The sequence below is a fragment of the Thalassolituus pacificus genome, from assembly GCF_025318105.1.
GTDB lineage: Bacteria > Pseudomonadota > Gammaproteobacteria > Pseudomonadales > Oceanobacteraceae > Venatoribacter > Venatoribacter pacificus.
The window spans coordinates 91,794-107,958 of sequence record NZ_JAOANI010000019.1 but is presented as its reverse complement, the minus strand read 5'-3'; the positions used below and the strand labels follow the sequence as shown (position 1 = coordinate 107,958).

Here is a 16,165-nt window from a genome sequence, read left to right as displayed (position 1 = left end):
CCCGTTAGGCCACACTCTCAGCGCCTTGCCTGAGAAATTTTTAGCCGATAACAGGTCTGTTTAATTAGTGTCGACAGGCCCTAGTCAATGCGCAAAGCGGCAACATACATTAAATCCGCCAACAACGGCTGAGCATGCCAGACCTGATTCCTCTACTGACCGACATTCGCCACTGCGACCTCTGCACCCATCACCTGCCGCTTGGGCCTCGCCCTGTTGTGCGCGCATCAGCGACGGCACGCCTGCTGATTATTGGTCAGGCACCAGGAACCAAAGTCCATGCCAGCGGCATACCCTGGGACGATGCCAGTGGCCAGCGACTGCGGCAATGGCTGGGGGTTAGTAATGATGTGTTTTATGACGAGAGTAAAGTTGCCATTATGCCCATGGGTTTTTGCTACCCGGGAAAAGGTAAAGGCGGAGATTTACCACCGCGCCCGGAGTGTGCACCGCATTGGCATGCACAATTACTGGCAGCCATGCCCAATATCCGCCTGACGCTGTTAATCGGGCAATATGCACAGAACTACTATTTAAACGATGATTATCGCAACCTGAGCGAACGCGTTGCGCACTGGCGGGATTTCCCCCACGATTTTTTTGCCCTGCCACATCCCTCTCCACGCAATCAATTGTGGCTGAAAAAACATCCCTGGTTTGAACAGGACGCCGTACCCGCTCTGCAACAACGCATCCATGCCCTCTGGGAAACTGATGAATGAAATCGCGCATAATACTGCTGCTGAGCTACGCCCTCTACCTGCCCTTACTGCCCCTGCTGCCGTTGATTATACGGCAGGGAAAAACCGTAAAACGCGATACACTGCGCTTGCCCGAGGCCACAGGGCTGCGTCATGGTGAAGAACCCAAACTGCAGCAACCGCAGCACAGCCTGTTGCTGCGTCATCTGGGAGAAAGTACCGTTGCCGGCGTCGGTATCCGCAGCATCAACAATGGCCTGACGGCCTGTATTGCCCGGGCGCTGGCTAACGAGCATCAGGGCGTACACTGGCAGGCACTGGCACAAAGCGGTATCCGTGCCGCCGACCTGGCTGAGATGAGCAAAAACGATCAGCAACAACAGACTCCGCCATCCAACCAACACGCGGTGTTATTAATAACGCTCGGCGTCAATGACACCACTGGCCTGACGTCGTCACAACAATGGCGTCAGCAACTGCAGCAGATTATCCGTTATGAATCCTCACACCTGCCACGCAATACGCCGGTGGTTTTTACGCAGATTCCCCCCATGCAGAATTTCCCCGCCCTGCCCACTCCGCTGAATCGTTTTCTCGGACTGCGGGCCTGGCAACTGGACAAACACATACAGGGGTTATGCAAGAAAAACGGCTGGCACCATGTACCAATAGCACTGCCGCTGCAGGCTCAATGGATGGCGGAAGATGGTTATCACCCCAACGCTGAAGGCTATGTGCGCTGGGGTGAAGGAATTGCCGAAAAAATCCGCCAACTCATAACTGACATTCGTCAGGATGGCGATCGCACTGAGCGCGATCACCATTGAGCACGATCACCATTGATCGCGCAGACTGCGCAATGCCCGGAATACATCGCGGTCACCGTCACCCAGCTGCGGAAACTGCTCTTTTAAGCGCGCACGAATAAGCGGTTCATGCAGTCGTAAAAACGGATTGTATTCACGCTCCTGCCCCAGCGTCATCACCGGCATATCATCCGGAGCAAAGGCGGAAACCTGATCAGCCCAATAGCCCGCCATGGCATTGCCCGGTTCCCGGTCGAGGGCAAACGCCAGGTTATTCTTCATATAATCGTGACCCGGATAGAGCAAGGTTTCATCCGGCAACGGCAGTAATTGAGCAACAAAGGTATCGTACATCGTGTCGACATTACCGCCGTTGTAGCAATTACCGGCACAGGCGTTAAACAGGGTATCGCCGGAAAATAAAACCGGCACATTATCGCGCTCTGATACGGGTGCCAGCAGGCATAAATGCACCGGTGTATGACCCGGTGTAAACAATACATTCAGACGCAAAGTACCCAGTTCAATAACGTCGCCCGCACTCAGGCCATGAGCCTGATTGGGGATTTTTCCCAGCGCATTTTTATGTGCCCAGATCGGCGCACCGGTGGCCGCCTGTACGGCCGGATTGCCGTCAATATGATCATGATGCTCATGGGTATTCACGATCAGTTTAATATCCAGCCCGTGCTCCGCAGCCAGCTGCACCATGCCTTCTCCATCAAGCGGATCAAGAGCGATGGTCTGACGGGTTTCTTCACAGGCGATCAGATAATTAAAATTTCTGAGCGGGTTATTCATAAAGCGGCGCAACACAATCATATATTTTCTCCGGCTCAGACATTACCAATAGACGTTGTTTTCTTCGTCGTCCTCAGCGTGCAGATCTTCAACAAAATGACTGGCAAATAAACTTTTCAGTTCATGCACGCGTTCCTCCAGTGCTGCCGCACTGTAAGGTACGGCCGGGCTGTGTCCCCATACCGGCCCCGGCCAGGCAGGATCATTGCTGAAACGGGCAACATGATGCACATGCAGCTGCGCCACGACATTCCCCAATGCAGCAACGTTCATCGACTTGGCGGAAAAATGATCCGCCAGTTTTTCCAACACCCAGCTGGATTCTTTTGCCAGTTGAATACGGTCTTCTTCCGACAGGTGATAAATTTCAAAAACATCGTTACGGGCCGGAACCAGAATGACCCAGGGATAACGGCTGTCATTCATAAGCAATACCTGGCTCAGTGGCAGGCGGCCAATCAGGGTGGTATCCGATTGCAGTCGTTCATCAAGACGGAACATAATTCCCTCCGTAGCAGTTATTCCAGCCATTATAATAGGCCTGAGCCTGCATAAGGTCACTGCTTTCCCCCATAAGCCGACAAATATTCTGTGCCAGACACGGATATACAGCCAACAGACACTACGGATCGCTCTTAATGACGGATTTCCGCCTGATCACCACCATCCGCGATATTCCTGAAGCACAATGGCAGGCACTGCAGCTGAACAGCGGCGGAACGTACCCGTTTCTGAATTATCAGTTTCTTGCGGCGCTGGAAGACAGTGGCTGCATTGGCACCGGTACCGCTACGCACGCCAGCGGTTGGCTGGCTCATTATCTGGTTCGGCACAACGCGCAGGGCGAAGCAGAACTGATTATTCCCTGCTTCCGCAAAGACCACAGTTATGGCGAATATGTTTTTGACTGGAGCTGGGCTGAGGCCTATCAGCGTTATGGCCTGGAATATTATCCCAAGCTGTTGTGGGCGGTACCCTTCACGCCTGCCAGCGGCCCACGCCTGCTGCATAACGCAACCTCAGATGGACGGCGGCAACAATATTGGCAGGATGCGATTCATGCCGTACACACCTTATGCGCAGAGCAACATTTATCCGGCTGGCATCTGAATTTTATCGACAATACAACCCGGCCATTACTCGACACGCTGTGCGCACAGCCGCGGCCAGACAATCCATTAGCCGCCGTGCGTCGCCGTGGCTGTCAATTTCACTGGTTTAATCAGGGCTATATAAGTTTTGATCATTACCTGCAGTCTTTTGCCAGCCGCAAACGCAAAAATGTGCGCAAAGAACGTCAGCGACTGCAGGAAGCGGGCATTAATATCGTGCAAAAAACCGCCGACGAGATCAGTACTGCCGACTTGCATTTTTTCTACCAATGTTACCAATTGACCTATTGGCGCCGACGCTCTCAGGGCTATTTAAACGAAGCTTTTTTTCAATGTTGCCGTCAGCATTTATCCGCACAGATGTTACTGGTACAGGCTGAAAAAGATGGCCAGCCTCTGGCCTCTGCCCTGTATTTTTTTGATGACACCACGCTCTACGGTCGCTACTGGGGCAGCCAGCAAGACATCGACGGTCTGCATTTTGAAGCCTGTTATTATCAGGGCATTGAATTTTGCATAAAGCATAACCTGCAACGTTTTGATCCGGGAACCCAGGGAGAACATAAAATCAGCCGTGGCTTTACTCCGGTCAGCACCTTCAGTTATCACCAGTTAATGCAGCCGGAATTCCAGCAGGCCGTTGCACAATTCGCCCGGGAAGAAGAATCTCAGGTTATTATTTATGAGCAACAGGCACGCAGCCTGCTGCCGTTTAAAAGCTGAAGTAGTTTAACAACGGCAATAAAAAAACGGAGCTGCTGCTCCGTTTTTTTATGTCTGCTAAAACTCCGCTTTATGGGCGAATCAGCACAAAGGTCTGATTCGCGCCAATATTGGCGGAACCAGCGCTGGCACCGGCACCACCGCCAAAATCGGCACGCAGATATTTGCCGTTATCGGCTTTCAGCGCTACACGGTTATTACCGAGATTTACCAGTTCAAACTGCGCTGCTGCACTGTCTTTACTGTGTCCCGTGGTCAGGGTGCCCAACAGGTAAGAATGAAGACCAACATAACCGCCATTGCGCGCCTGCAGAGCCACTTTACCGTCAGCCAGACTGGCCATAATAAAGCTTTCCCAGGTTCCGACCTGCGATGAACCCGCCGAGACAAAGCTGCCCCCCCCACTCATGGCACGCAGGTACTGGCCATTCGAAGTTTGCAGATGCACCACGTCACCGGCATAAGGAAATGCGCTGCGGACGACATTGCTGTCATCAAAGCGGAACAAACCACGGGCGGCATAATGATCCGATAAATCCCATTCGCCCCAGAGGTTATCCTGCAGCGAACGCGGCGCAATAATTTCCTGCGTGGCACTCACTGCCGGCTGGTTAACATTGCTGACCAGGGTGTAATCCAGGTATTCCAGATACGGCGCTTCCGCCCAATGGTTGGTATTGGAATCGAAACTCAGCGTATGGCCGGTATTCTGAGGCTCACGGGCATTCAGCACAGCTTCGAGGTAATCACGATCCTGCGGCAGGCCGATTTTATTAACGTTAAAGTCACCGGCCATCAGCACCGGCTCATCCGCAGGCAGGTTCAGGCTGCGGATGTAATCCCCCATTTCCTGCAACTGTGCCAGACGGGCGTTGCGATTGGCATCGTCATCGGACGACTGGGTATGGGTGGCGAACAGGTGATACGTTTTGCCCTGCTTGTTCAACTTCGCATAAATCACCCCACGCGTAGCCGCACACTGAATGCCGTCACAATCGCTGTAAGCGTGCGAGTCTTCCAACACAATTGGCCAGCGCGACAGAATGCGTGTGCCGGAACCGAGCACCTTACCGAGTTTAAAAATATCGCCGGTCTGATACGGGTATTCTGCACGCAGATCGTCGAGCAGCGCGTTGCTTTCGGCCAGATCAAACACTTCGGTCAGCACCAGCGCATCGTAGCCAGCCATCACTTCCGGCATTTGCGTCAGACGGGTGGATACTTTTTTCGAGCCGAAAATGGTGGTCGCCCAGATGTTATAACTGAGCAGGCTGAAATCGCCGGGTGCTGCGGCCACAGGCTTATTATCCTGCTCCTGCAACACATAGCGGATAACACCGCCGTCGTTCAGGCTCTCACCTTTTACCGCCAGTGTGGCGGCGCGGCCTTCAATATTGGCCGCCTGACGATGAATGTTTTCGTCACTCTGACCAGCCAGATTCCAGCCATTACCACTGGCGGTAAAGCTGACGTTCAGGCCTGCAGTATTTTGCTGCAATACAAACTGATCGGCATCGGAACTCAGATTCAGCACCAGGCTGCTGTCGGTCGCGGCATCACGGGTCAGGCGGGCCAGAGTACGGGTTGCCAGCGGCGGTACTTCGGCGCTGAGCAGTTCAGCATTAGCAGTACCCTGCAGGCTTACCTGCAGAGTCTCCAGCGTGCTGTTGGTCAATACGATCTCACTGTTCAGCGACTGCGGTGGCTGCGACATCGCCAATGCACCGGACGAAGCCACCAGCAATAACGCGGCAGCACTGATCTGTGCAGTGGAACGGAAACGGACAAGGTTCGGCATAGGGAATCTCTTGGTTGTCATCGTTAGCGGATTAATAAGTCGCTGTCAGCGGAGAATATTCAGCGCAGCCCTTCCTGGACTTTCGTCCAGCATATCTCAGAACTCTTTGTTTTTGTTACGTTTTTTCGCGCCACTTATGCTGTTTTTTGATGACCGGAGATCATCCTGGGCACAGGTCCGGCATAGGCTGAGCGCCTCTATTCTGGTATAAAGTGCCACCTAGTCGCAGCACTCACTACCGGCACAGAGTCAGATAATCGCGGAGTAACAGACATGGCATTACAGGCATACAAAGTGGAACAGGTTCTGGTATTTGCTTCCCGAGGCACCGAGGCCAAAATGCTGGCCGCACCGCTGATACGGCCGATGGAAGAATGGCGCGAAGATGTGGCCGGCTGGGTAGCGCTGCGCTCAGAGCGCGCCGCCGAATTTGATGAGCTGTATGACCCGGAACGCACCGAGCCTTATGTACACGCAGCGTCCTGAAGCATAGGGGAGACTACCTCAGAACGTAAACGCAGCCTTTTAGCGCAGCCCTCTTAATGCATTAACGCGTCAGCTTTTGACCGACAACAACACCGCCGCCCCATACTGCGCGCTGCCGTACTGAATCATACGCGCCAGATTTTCCAGACTGACCGGCACATACAGGTTGTCGGTCGCAACCTGATCCAGGTCGGCATCCACATCCGGATCGTTGATATAGGCGTAGTCGTCGTCCATGGCCACCAGCCACACCCAATGCGGCGCTTTATTACGATTCAGCCGCCAGGTGCTGATCAACAACAGAATGCGATATCCCGCCGCCAGCGCCTGACGTAAATCATCCACGCTTTTATTGCCTACGTCGATCATGATGCCTGCCACATCACAGCGGTTCTGAAAATCATCCCCCACCAGCTGGATCACTTCACGTTTATGTTCGCTGCGCACACCGTCCAGAAATGCCACACGGATATCCGACAGCCACAGCCGCACATCAAACCCGCGATGGTGAGCCGCCAGCGCCAGACCTTGCGGTGACGTTCCGCCGTGGCCGGTGGTCAGGTAAATGGTCGTGGCTTCACGCCACAAATTGAGTTCGTGCAGGCGATTCAGAGCAATGCCTTTATCCAGACTGCGCATGGCCATCAGCAATGCCGACGGACCGCAGGTGAACGGTGTGGTCTGCGCATAAAACGGAATGGTCTCCGGAATAGGGATTGCCCCGCGCAAATGCTTCTCCATGCGCCAGCCATCGCCACCGTCTTCATAATAGTGCTTAAGACTGCGCAGCTTGCGGTAGCCATTACGTTCATACAAAGACAGCGCGTTAAGGTTATCTTTACGCACCTCCAGCCGCATAAATAACACATGGCGCGCCAGCGCACGCTCTTCCACCCAGCCCAGTAACTGCAACCCCAGCCCTTGTCCGCGCGCGGCCGGAGCCACCGCCAGCGAATACAGCCGCGCCAGTGATGTGCCACGATGAAACAGCACCAGAGCATACGCCAGCAACACGCCCTGTTCATTGCCCAAACACCACAGCTCGCTGTGTTCACTGCGGATAAAATGCCGGAAACGCCGGGCATTCAGACAGTCACCGCTGAATACCTGTGACTCAAGCACACTGAGCGCCGGAACATCGGCCAATTCGGCCATACGAGGGTGCATAAAAATCCGTTATGAGTGGCATAAATGAGACTCAGCCGTGCAGGTTAATACACAACTGATAACGCCGCTGAGCATAGTCTTCACGGCCACTGAAAAAAAGTAGCGCCACGGCTATTTTTTACTGGCAGAAGCGCTGTTCACTGCATACTATGACCTTTCGGCTGGCACTGTTCTGGTGCTTGCCGCCTGCTGATGATCACAAGCGCCAGGCCACGGACAGCCCTTTTTCTTTTGCCTCTTCAGGCCCACGAACCAGAGCATCCTGCCAACGTGCAATGTGACACCGTTAAGGCTCAGCAATCACTTTATTTTTATCGGTCTCGCTCTGCGGAATATGTTATGAAACCTTTGCTCGTGCTCGTCGACCAGCTCACGGACTGGAGTCCGTTTTATCCGACCAATCAGGTGATTGCGATAGAGCAATACCTGCGCGACTTTGCCGAGACCCGCGGCTATGTCATCAACCTGTGCCGCGACTACAGTTATCTGAGTACCGGCTACTACGGCTCTTTATTGGCCGAAGCCCGGGGTGGACAGGTATTCCCATCCGTACGCGCCATCCGCGAGCTGAACAGTTTCGAAGCCGGACAGCCACTGCCATTACGCTACGGCCGTCAGCTCGACACGCGCTACAAAAAACGTGATGCCGACAATCAACAACTGGCGATGCGGATTTATTTCGGCCAGAGCGATCAGCCAGAGCTGGCCGGTGTTGCCCGCCGTATTTTTGATACCTTTGCTTTTCCGGTACTGGATATCACCCTGACCCGCCACCAGCCCGGTGTGTGGACCATCAGTACGGTGACCTGCTGTTCGCTGGATGATCTCGACGACGCCGGACAAACCCAGTTTGCCGAAGCGCTGAACACGTTCAGCCATAAAATCTGGCGCAACCGCCGTTCCGGTAAACGCTTTAAATACGACCTCGCCATTCTGCACAACCCGGAAGAAGCATTGCCGCCATCCAACAAAGGCGCCTTAAAAGCCTTTGAAAAAGCCGGTAAAGACTTAGGTCTGAATGTCGATTTCATCACCTGGAAAGATGCATCCCGTATTGGTGAATACGACGCTCTGTTTATCCGTGAAACCACCCGCGTGGATCATCACACCTATCAGATTGCTCAGAGCGCAGAAAATCAGGGATTGCTGGTCATCGACAGCCCGACGGACATTATGCGTTGTTCCAACAAAGTGTATCTGCATGAACGCTTACAGCGCTTTGAAGTCGATACGCCCAAAACCCGGTTGATTATGGGCACACGCCCCTACGATCTCGACGGTTTGATTGCCGAATTAGGTTTACCGGTTATCGTCAAAGTGCCGGACGGCTCGTTTTCAATCGGCGTAGAAAAAGCCAAGGACCGCGAGCAGTTGATTGAATGCATTGACCGCCTGAGCCAACGCTCGGCAATTTTGCTGCTGCAGGAGTTTATGCCCACCGATTACGACTGGCGTATCGGCATTATGGATAATCAGGTCATTTACGCCTGCCGCTACTTTATGGCCAAAAGCCACTGGCAGATTTACAACCACAGCGCGCGCTCGCATAAATCCGGCAATGCCGATGCGATGTCGGTGGATAAAGTACCGAAAAAAGTCATTAAAACCGCCCTCAAAGCGGCCAAATGCATGGGCGATGGATTTTATGGTGTCGACCTGAAAGAAAGCGGCGACCGTGCCGTTATTATTGAAGTTAACGACAACCCCAGCATCGACCTCGGCGTTGAAGACCTGCACAGCGGCAGTCTGTTGTATCAACAGATAATGGGCATCATGCTGCGTAAACTGGATGCATTGAACGGCCGTAATTAAGGCATCTCTGAATATAAAAAAGTCAGTAGCAATTCAAACGCAGAAGCACTTCGATCTTCTGCGTTTTTTTTGTAATTCATGGGAACTGTTACGCAATTCCGCAGACTTTTTTGTCATTCCAGGCAACATGAACCGATACATGGCTGTACAAGTGTTAAGATTATACAATCACTCAAGCCAAGGCCCTTTCATGTTCAAGTCCCTTATATTTTTGCTGTCTGCTGGCAGCTTTCTGCTCCCGGCCAATGCCGCCGAACAAACGTCTGTCTTTACCCGTGACAATATTAAATCGATCAGCGTGGTTGCTCCCGAGTGGGAAGGCTTCACCAATGCTGACGGCAGTGGTCTTTACTGGGAAGTCCTGAAAGCGGTCTACGAACCGGTGCAGGTGAAAGTAAAAACAGCCATTGTGCCCTGGAACCGGGCGATGAAAATGGTCACCAAATACCGCGTTTACAACGCCATCGTCGGTGAAAATAAAAATACCGAAGAGGAGCTGCTCTTCCCCGACTACGCCATTGATGTTGAATATATGTCGGTATTAAGCAAAGCCAGCCGCAATCTTCCCTGGGATGGTACGGCCAGCCTGGCGGGCAAAAAAGTCGGCTGGATCAAAGACTACGATGTCATCGCCAAAGAAGATCAGACCTTTGAACTGGTGCAATACCGTACCACCGCACAGGGTCTTGAGCTGCTGGACGCTGGCAAAATTGACTACATGATTGATGAGTGGGATGAAATCGCTGAAGCGGTATCCGCCAGTGGTCAGGATATGACGCGCTACGTTATGAATGAGATGCCCAATGGCAAAGATGTTTACATTGCTTTTGCCAACACCCCGCTGTCACAGATGCTGATTGATATATACAACGAACGCATTCCGGTGCTGTATCGCGAGAAAAAGCTGCTTAACCTCTATGAAAAATGGGAAGCCGACATTCCGCTGTCGGTCAAAGACAGAGCCAACAAAGCCCTCTGACTGACGCCCGCCAGAGCGCCCTTGCATCAGCCTGTCTGTTGACAGGCTGATGCACCCTCCCCATTCCGTATTCAACGTCTTTACTGCTGACTCTCCAACGCTGCCACCGCACACCTGCCACAACCGCATCACCTGCCACAGCAATAAGACGACACAGCAAAAAGACCACGCGGCATTGATACCTCCCCCGCAGTGACTAGACTCAGAATAACCATAATGATGACTAAACTCTTAATCTGCGCACCGTACAGGCAATGACTGTCTGACTTGCCACATGAATATCGGTAGCTCTAATGAACGCATTGACCACTTATATAACAACTGGCCAATATTGACGGAGTGTGTGCATGACGCCCAAACCGCTTGTCTTTATTGTCGACGATGCCGCCGACAATCGCCTGCTTCTGCGCAGTCTGCTGGAAGATGAATACCGGCTGATGGAAGCCGATTCCGGCGAGCAGTGCCTGGCATTGCTGGAGCAGGAAGAGCCTGATCTGATTTTATTGGATGTCAGCATGCCCGGCATCAGCGGCTATCACACCTGCATTGCCATTCGTAAACTGGCGAAAAGCAAAAGTACTCCGGTCATTTTTGTTTCCGCCAAAGACAGCCCGGAAGAACGTCTGGAAGGGTTTGAAGCCGGGGCCGATGACTACCTGACCAAGCCCGTCGACGGAACCCTGCTGCTGGAAAAAATGCACATCCAACTGCAGCGCGGCATCGACCGCAAACAAGCCATCGCCCAATCCCAGGAAGCCATGAACGTGGCGATGGAAGCCATGACCAGCTCCAGCGAGTTGGGGCAGATTATCCACTTTGTAAAAGACGTACAGGCCATTCATAGCAATGACATTCTTGCTGAAGCAATTATTTCCATTACAGCAAAATTCGGCCTCAATTGCTGTGTTTTAATTGCCGACAAAAAACCTGTTTTGCTCGGCTGCGAGGAGGAATCTATAGAGGCAAAAGTACTGATGAAATTCCGCGATGCCAATCAACGTATTACTCATGCTGGCATCCGTACTGTCATTTGCTATGGAATGATAATTATCCTGATTAAAAACATGCCACTTAACGATGAAATAAAATACGGTCGCTTGAATGACCACCTAGCCGTTCTTATTGATGTTGCCAATAGCAGAGCCAATGCTATTTCAAGTGTGTCACAGGAAAAACATCAGCAGAGAATAAAGCTGCTCCATGATGTTATCGAGAAAGCTGAGAAGAACATCGAAGAAACGAATAGAGAAATCCGTAATTACTCCGAAAATGTAACCAATATTGCCAACAATATGGTAACAAAACTCGAAGCCATGCTATTCACTTTAGGCTTAGAGGAAGATCAGGAGAAACAGCTAATGGCACTTGCAAATCAAACCACGGCGACGCTAGACAAAACTGCTGAAAAAACTAAAACTCTGGACAATAACCTCAGCCATATTCTTGAAGCCTTGTACGATTTACTGGCGCAACAGTGAAAACCATTGCTGCCAGGCATCGGCGGAACTGGTCACTGTTGCCGGTGGTAAGCGACGATCACTGTCAGACAATACTGCGCGAATAATAGTCGCCGCCGCGCCAGTATCTGCGGGCGGATAACGCAGCGCTGCCGGATATTGTTCGCGGTAGCACAGATCATCCGGCACGACCGGTACCGCTCCGGCACTGACGGCCTCATGCACCGACAACCCCTGAAACTCATGAATGGCGGTACTGACCACCACCTGAGCGGCCCCCAGCCAATATTTATAATCCGTTCGGCTAAGCATTCCATCCACCAGAATCTGCGCAGAAAATTCAGTGCGGATCTGGTTCAGGGCCGCGGGTGTTTTTTGCGCCCGAGCACCCAGCAGCGCCAATTTAAAATCAACGCCCTGAGCTTTCAGTAACTGCAGTAACTGTAAAAAATTCTCTGGCTTTTTGTCGTATTCCCAGCGGTGATTCCAGACAATAAGACCCGGGATTTTTTCTCCCGCCATAACAGCGTTAACCGGCACCGGTAATATTGTGGATTTTTTCCTGAGACGATCAGATAACGACGATGGTTTACAATCCGGCAGTTTTTTTAACAGTGCATCCACACCGGTTAAAAACGTCTGGCGGTTAAAATCAGAATTAAATAAGCACTCATCCGCCGCCAGCGCGCCATACAGCTGCACCATCATCGGATCAACCGAATCGTGCTGGCCTTCTCCCTGCGGATACGCAAACTGGTTTTCGTGAAAATAATAACTGACCGGCACCACAGCCAGTTGCGGAACCAAGCCCTTAATAGTGGCGATATCCACCATCGAGGTGGCCAGAATACGCTCAGGTTGCCAATCGTGCAGAAGTTCAGGCAATTCATCCAGCCAGCTGAGTGGATTACCGCGAATGCGCCAGCGGAAATAACGCCCTGGCAATTCCAGCACACGCCAGTCAGCGGCCAGATTCTGCGTCAGCCAATTCACCCAGCTGGCGTGACTGTCGGAGCGGTAGGCAGACAGCAGAAGAATTTTTTTACTCATAAGCTCAAGCGCAAATTGGCGGTGATTTCAGTCGCCAGTGATGCCGGTACGCCCTGTTCTCTGGCCAGCTGGGGCCAACGGGAAACCTGCTCAACGATTTCATCAATCACCGCATTCAGTTTTTTACGGCTGAATAACGGACTGAGCTTTTCCAGCGAATAAATATCTTCACGGGTAAAGCCATCCCGTTTGCCGTTTAAACTCATCCAATGGCTGTTTACCCAGGGACTGCCGGGTTTATAGCTGTATGCCAGATCATAAGCCGGTGCCAGCGACCATTTCCGGTTACGGTACAGAAAGGCGGTATTTTTGGCATGGTCATCATGATTACGGCCAACGATATTAAATATCATACGGCGCAGAATCTGTTCTGCTTCAGCCGCACTCAGTTTTAACCGGCGCGCTACGGCAAACACTTCGGCGTAGGAAAAACTGCCCGGTTTTATATAATCCACATGCGCCAGACCATTAAGCGTCTGCATATGAATTTTGTCGTTACCCGCGCGATCAAATCGCCGGGTCAGAAAATGGCGGCGATTACCTTCTGCCAATAAATAACAGGGCATCATCTGAATGCCGCAGGCCTGAGCCATCTGCGCATAGACATATTCCATGGCGCCATAACCCATAGGATCACCAAAGGTTTCTGTATTCTGATTGTGTTCACTGACACCATCAAACTTCATCAGATACTGACTGAACCCTGCCGGTACATCGGTCTGCCCGGAGCGCGCCTGAGTAAAATCGTCGTTAAAGGCCAGTACAGCTTTAGGCCGTGCGCCACCAGCACTCATGCCCACCGATAACAGCGCCAGCATGGCTTCTTTATCATCGGCACCGTGCTGACCAAGCGTCACCTGAAAATTACTGCGCTTATCGAGAATATCCTGCGCGATTTCCACCAGCGCATGAATGTCCACCTGCTGCGAGGCATTCAGACTTTTCAGCCGCGTCGCCGGTGCAAATTCCAGCGCACCCATGCCACGTTTACCGGTGTACTGCAGACGTTGCAGTGGCGTGATGTCCTGCGGGCGCTTACCGCGACTGGCAACCCAGGCGTTTAATACCGCATTACCAAAGTCATCCGGCAGCGAGTCGGCAATTAAACCGGGTAAGCCTTTAAAGGTGGCGAAGCCAAGTTGCGGAAAACGATAAACACCCGCCGCCAGAGGCATGGTCAGAGGTGCTAATTCGATGCCACTGCGGATAAATTCCGGGCTGTACTCAAATGCCCCCTGTCCGCTAGCGGTATCAAAGCTGACCGCTCCCACAGAATGGGTTACAGCACCCTCGGCGTATTGCACCCGGATTGCCTCCATCACCATGAGCCGCCCTCCTCTGCCGGTCCCGTATCAGCAGCCTGCTGCCCCTGCACAAAATCCAGACCCAGACCTGAAGCCCGCTGGCGACGCTTCCCCTGCAGCTTTGCCAGCTGCAAAGGCGATAAGGTCTGCGGCGGCAAAAACTGATCCAGCTGCGACACCTGATTCAGCGCCTGCAAGACAGCAACAAACACTTCCAGCGATGCTTTGCCCTTTTCGGCATTGATCACGACTTTACGGCTGACACCCGCCTGCTCAGCAACCTGAGCCTGAGTCAGATCCTGATTCAGCCGTGCCAGCTTCAGGCGCTCACCCAGCAGCTCGCTGAGGGCAGCGGGAGACAAATCGGAATAAGCAGCAGATGAAGATGGCATAAAGCAACCAAAAGTGGACTTAATAACTAATAATAGCCACTAAGATCCCACTGAGGGACATTAAAGTCAATACACCATAAAGATCGACAAATAGGACTTTAATAGCAAAAAGACAAAATAAAGTCCCTGAAAAGGGACTTTATAAGATCATCATCTTTTCAAATAGACATCAGACCACCGGTGATGCCCACAGGTCGTACTCATCGGCGTGCTCGATCTCAACCTCAACAAAATCGCCCGGCTGACAATCGAAGAAATCATTCAGGTACACCATACCATCAATATTCGGCGCATCGGCGGCGGAACGGGCAACCGCGCCCTCTTCGTCCACTTCATCAATGATGACCGTCATACGGCTACCGATTTTACGCTGCAGCTTACGTGCACTGATCGCCTGCTGCGCCTGCATAAAGCGATCAAAGCGCTCCTGCTGAATCTCTTCCGGCACATGGTCCGGCAGATCGTTGGCTTTCGCGCCTTCCACCGGGCTGTATTTAAAGCAGCCAACGCGGTCGAGCTCCGCTTCCTCCAGCCAGTCGAGCAGCATCTGGAAGTCTTCTTCGGTTTCACCGGGGAAGCCGACCACAAAGGTCGAACGGATCACCAGATCCGGCACCTGGGCGCGCCATTTATGGATACGCTCCAGCGTGTTCTCAGCATGGGCCGGACGTTTCATCAGCTTCAGAATACGCGGACTGGCGTGCTGAAACGGAATATCCAGATACGGCAGAATTTTGCCTTCGGCCATCAAAGGCATAATGTCATCCACGCTTGGGTACGGGTACACATAGTGCAGACGCACCCAGGCACCCAGTTCGCCCAGTTCTTTGCACAGATCGTAGAGTTTGGTTTTAACCGGCTTACCGTCCCAGAAACCGGTACGGTATTTCAGATCAACGCCATACGCCGAGGTATCCTGCGAAATCACCAGCAGCTCACGGGTGCCCGCCGCCACCAGACGCTTGGCTTCGTCCAGCACATCACCAATCGGACGGCTGACATGCTTGCCACGCATATCCGGAATGATGCAGAAGGTGCAGCTGTGGTTACAGCCTTCGGAAATTTTCAGGTAGGAGTAATGGCGCGGCGTCAGCTTCACACCCTGCGGCGGCACCAGATCAATATACGGGTTATGTTCCTGCGCCACCGGCGGCACCCACTCGTGCACGGCGGTCATTACTTCTTCATAAGCTTGCGGGCCGGTAACAGCCAGAATGCCAGGGTTCAGTTCTCTGATGGTTTCGGCATCTTTGCCTTTGCCCATGCAGCCGGTCACGATCACCTTGCCGTTTTCGGTCATGGCCTCGCGGATGGCATCCAGCGATTCCTGCTTGGCGGCATCGATAAAGCCACAGGTATTCACCACCACCACGTCGGCGTTGTCGTAGCTGTTCACCACGTCATAGCCATCCATTTTCAGCTGGGTCAGGATCTTTTCAGAATCCACCAGCGCTTTGGGACAGCCAAGGGAGACAAAACCAACCTTGCCGGAAGACAATTTGCCATCGGACATAACACAAACCTCACGGAATAAGGCCGCTGCCCTCGTTGATCACTCCACTGTTTTTATTGCGGCG

General features: G+C 52.6%; 15 protein-coding genes. 7 read left to right on the top strand and 8 right to left on the bottom strand.

Features of this window, described 5'->3' with window-relative positions; all coding sequences use genetic code 11:
• Window positions 1-134: 134 nt before the first annotated feature.
• Window positions 135-722, top strand: a complete 588-nt coding sequence (locus tag NYR02_RS11080; protein WP_260976433.1) for a uracil-DNA glycosylase family protein — start codon at window positions 135-137, stop codon at window positions 720-722.
• Window positions 719-1,528 carry an SGNH/GDSL hydrolase family protein gene (locus NYR02_RS11075; RefSeq protein WP_260976432.1) on the top strand — a complete coding sequence of 270 codons (810 nt, stop codon included), beginning with the start codon at window positions 719-721 and terminating at the stop codon, window positions 1,526-1,528. The genes NYR02_RS11080 and NYR02_RS11075 overlap by 4 nt, the downstream gene beginning before the upstream one ends.
• A 6-nt stretch (window positions 1,529-1,534) precedes the next feature.
• Here NYR02_RS11075 and NYR02_RS11070 read toward each other — a convergent pair whose 3' ends face one another.
• Together NYR02_RS11070 and NYR02_RS11065 are read right to left on the bottom strand one after the other, a co-directional pair.
• Window positions 1,535-2,329: a hydroxyacylglutathione hydrolase gene (locus tag NYR02_RS11070; RefSeq protein WP_260976431.1), complete on the bottom strand. Its 795-nt coding sequence runs from the start codon at window positions 2,327-2,329 to the stop codon at window positions 1,535-1,537.
• A gap of 21 nt (window positions 2,330-2,350) precedes the next feature.
• Window positions 2,351-2,809, bottom strand: coding sequence for an HIT domain-containing protein (locus tag NYR02_RS11065; RefSeq protein ID WP_260976430.1), 459 nt, complete (start codon window positions 2,807-2,809; stop codon window positions 2,351-2,353).
• 137 nt (window positions 2,810-2,946) lie between these two features.
• Between NYR02_RS11065 and NYR02_RS11060 the strand changes: the two genes are divergently transcribed.
• Window positions 2,947-4,143, top strand: a complete 1,197-nt coding sequence (locus NYR02_RS11060; RefSeq protein WP_260976429.1) for a GNAT family N-acetyltransferase — start codon at window positions 2,947-2,949, stop codon at window positions 4,141-4,143.
• 70 nt (window positions 4,144-4,213) lie between these two features.
• Here NYR02_RS11060 and NYR02_RS11055 read toward each other — a convergent pair whose 3' ends face one another.
• A complete protein-coding gene (locus tag NYR02_RS11055) occupies window positions 4,214-5,941 on the bottom strand; it encodes an endonuclease/exonuclease/phosphatase family protein (protein WP_260976428.1) in 1,728 nt (575 codons plus the stop codon).
• Window positions 5,942-6,214: 273 nt separating this feature from the next.
• Between NYR02_RS11055 and NYR02_RS11050 the strand changes: the two genes are divergently transcribed.
• The gene (locus NYR02_RS11050) at window positions 6,215-6,427 is read left to right on the top strand and encodes a hypothetical protein (RefSeq protein WP_260976427.1); all 213 of its coding nucleotides are present in this window, start codon (window positions 6,215-6,217) and stop codon (window positions 6,425-6,427) included.
• Between the two features lie 69 nt (window positions 6,428-6,496).
• Here the strand turns inward: NYR02_RS11050 and NYR02_RS11045 are convergent, their stop codons facing one another.
• Window positions 6,497-7,594, bottom strand: a complete 1,098-nt coding sequence (locus NYR02_RS11045) for a GNAT family N-acetyltransferase/peptidase C39 family protein (RefSeq protein WP_260976426.1) — start codon at window positions 7,592-7,594, stop codon at window positions 6,497-6,499.
• Window positions 7,595-7,933: 339 nt separating this feature from the next.
• Between NYR02_RS11045 and NYR02_RS11040 the strand changes: the two genes are divergently transcribed.
• The 3 genes from NYR02_RS11040 to NYR02_RS11030 all read left to right on the top strand — a co-directional run bounded on the left by NYR02_RS11040 (window position 7,934) and on the right by NYR02_RS11030 (window position 11,863).
• A complete protein-coding gene (locus NYR02_RS11040) occupies window positions 7,934-9,406 on the top strand; it encodes a RimK family protein (protein WP_260976425.1) in 1,473 nt (490 codons plus the stop codon).
• 190 nt (window positions 9,407-9,596) lie between these two features.
• Window positions 9,597-10,385, top strand: a complete 789-nt coding sequence (locus NYR02_RS11035) for a substrate-binding periplasmic protein (protein WP_260976424.1) — start codon at window positions 9,597-9,599, stop codon at window positions 10,383-10,385.
• A gap of 347 nt (window positions 10,386-10,732) precedes the next feature.
• Window positions 10,733-11,863, top strand: a complete 1,131-nt coding sequence (locus NYR02_RS11030; RefSeq protein WP_260976423.1) for a response regulator — start codon at window positions 10,733-10,735, stop codon at window positions 11,861-11,863.
• Here the strand turns inward: NYR02_RS11030 and NYR02_RS11025 are convergent.
• The 4 genes from NYR02_RS11025 to rimO form a co-directional block, all read right to left on the bottom strand.
• Window positions 11,846-12,892, bottom strand: coding sequence for a tRNA-queuosine alpha-mannosyltransferase domain-containing protein (locus tag NYR02_RS11025; protein ID WP_260976422.1), 1,047 nt, complete (start codon window positions 12,890-12,892; stop codon window positions 11,846-11,848). The genes NYR02_RS11030 and NYR02_RS11025 overlap by 18 nt on opposite strands.
• A complete protein-coding gene (locus tag NYR02_RS11020; protein WP_260976421.1) occupies window positions 12,889-14,217 on the bottom strand; it encodes a type II toxin-antitoxin system HipA family toxin in 1,329 nt (442 codons plus the stop codon). The genes NYR02_RS11025 and NYR02_RS11020 overlap by 4 nt, the downstream gene beginning before the upstream one ends.
• Window positions 14,211-14,588 (bottom strand): helix-turn-helix transcriptional regulator, encoded by a 378-nt coding sequence (locus NYR02_RS11015; RefSeq protein ID WP_260976420.1) that lies wholly within the window; start codon window positions 14,586-14,588, stop codon window positions 14,211-14,213. Before NYR02_RS11015 ends, NYR02_RS11020 begins: the two co-directional genes overlap by 7 nt.
• A gap of 169 nt (window positions 14,589-14,757) precedes the next feature.
• Window positions 14,758-16,101, bottom strand: coding sequence for a 30S ribosomal protein S12 methylthiotransferase RimO (rimO, locus tag NYR02_RS11010; protein WP_260976419.1), 1,344 nt, complete (start codon window positions 16,099-16,101; stop codon window positions 14,758-14,760).
• Window positions 16,102-16,165: the final 64 nt, after the last annotated feature.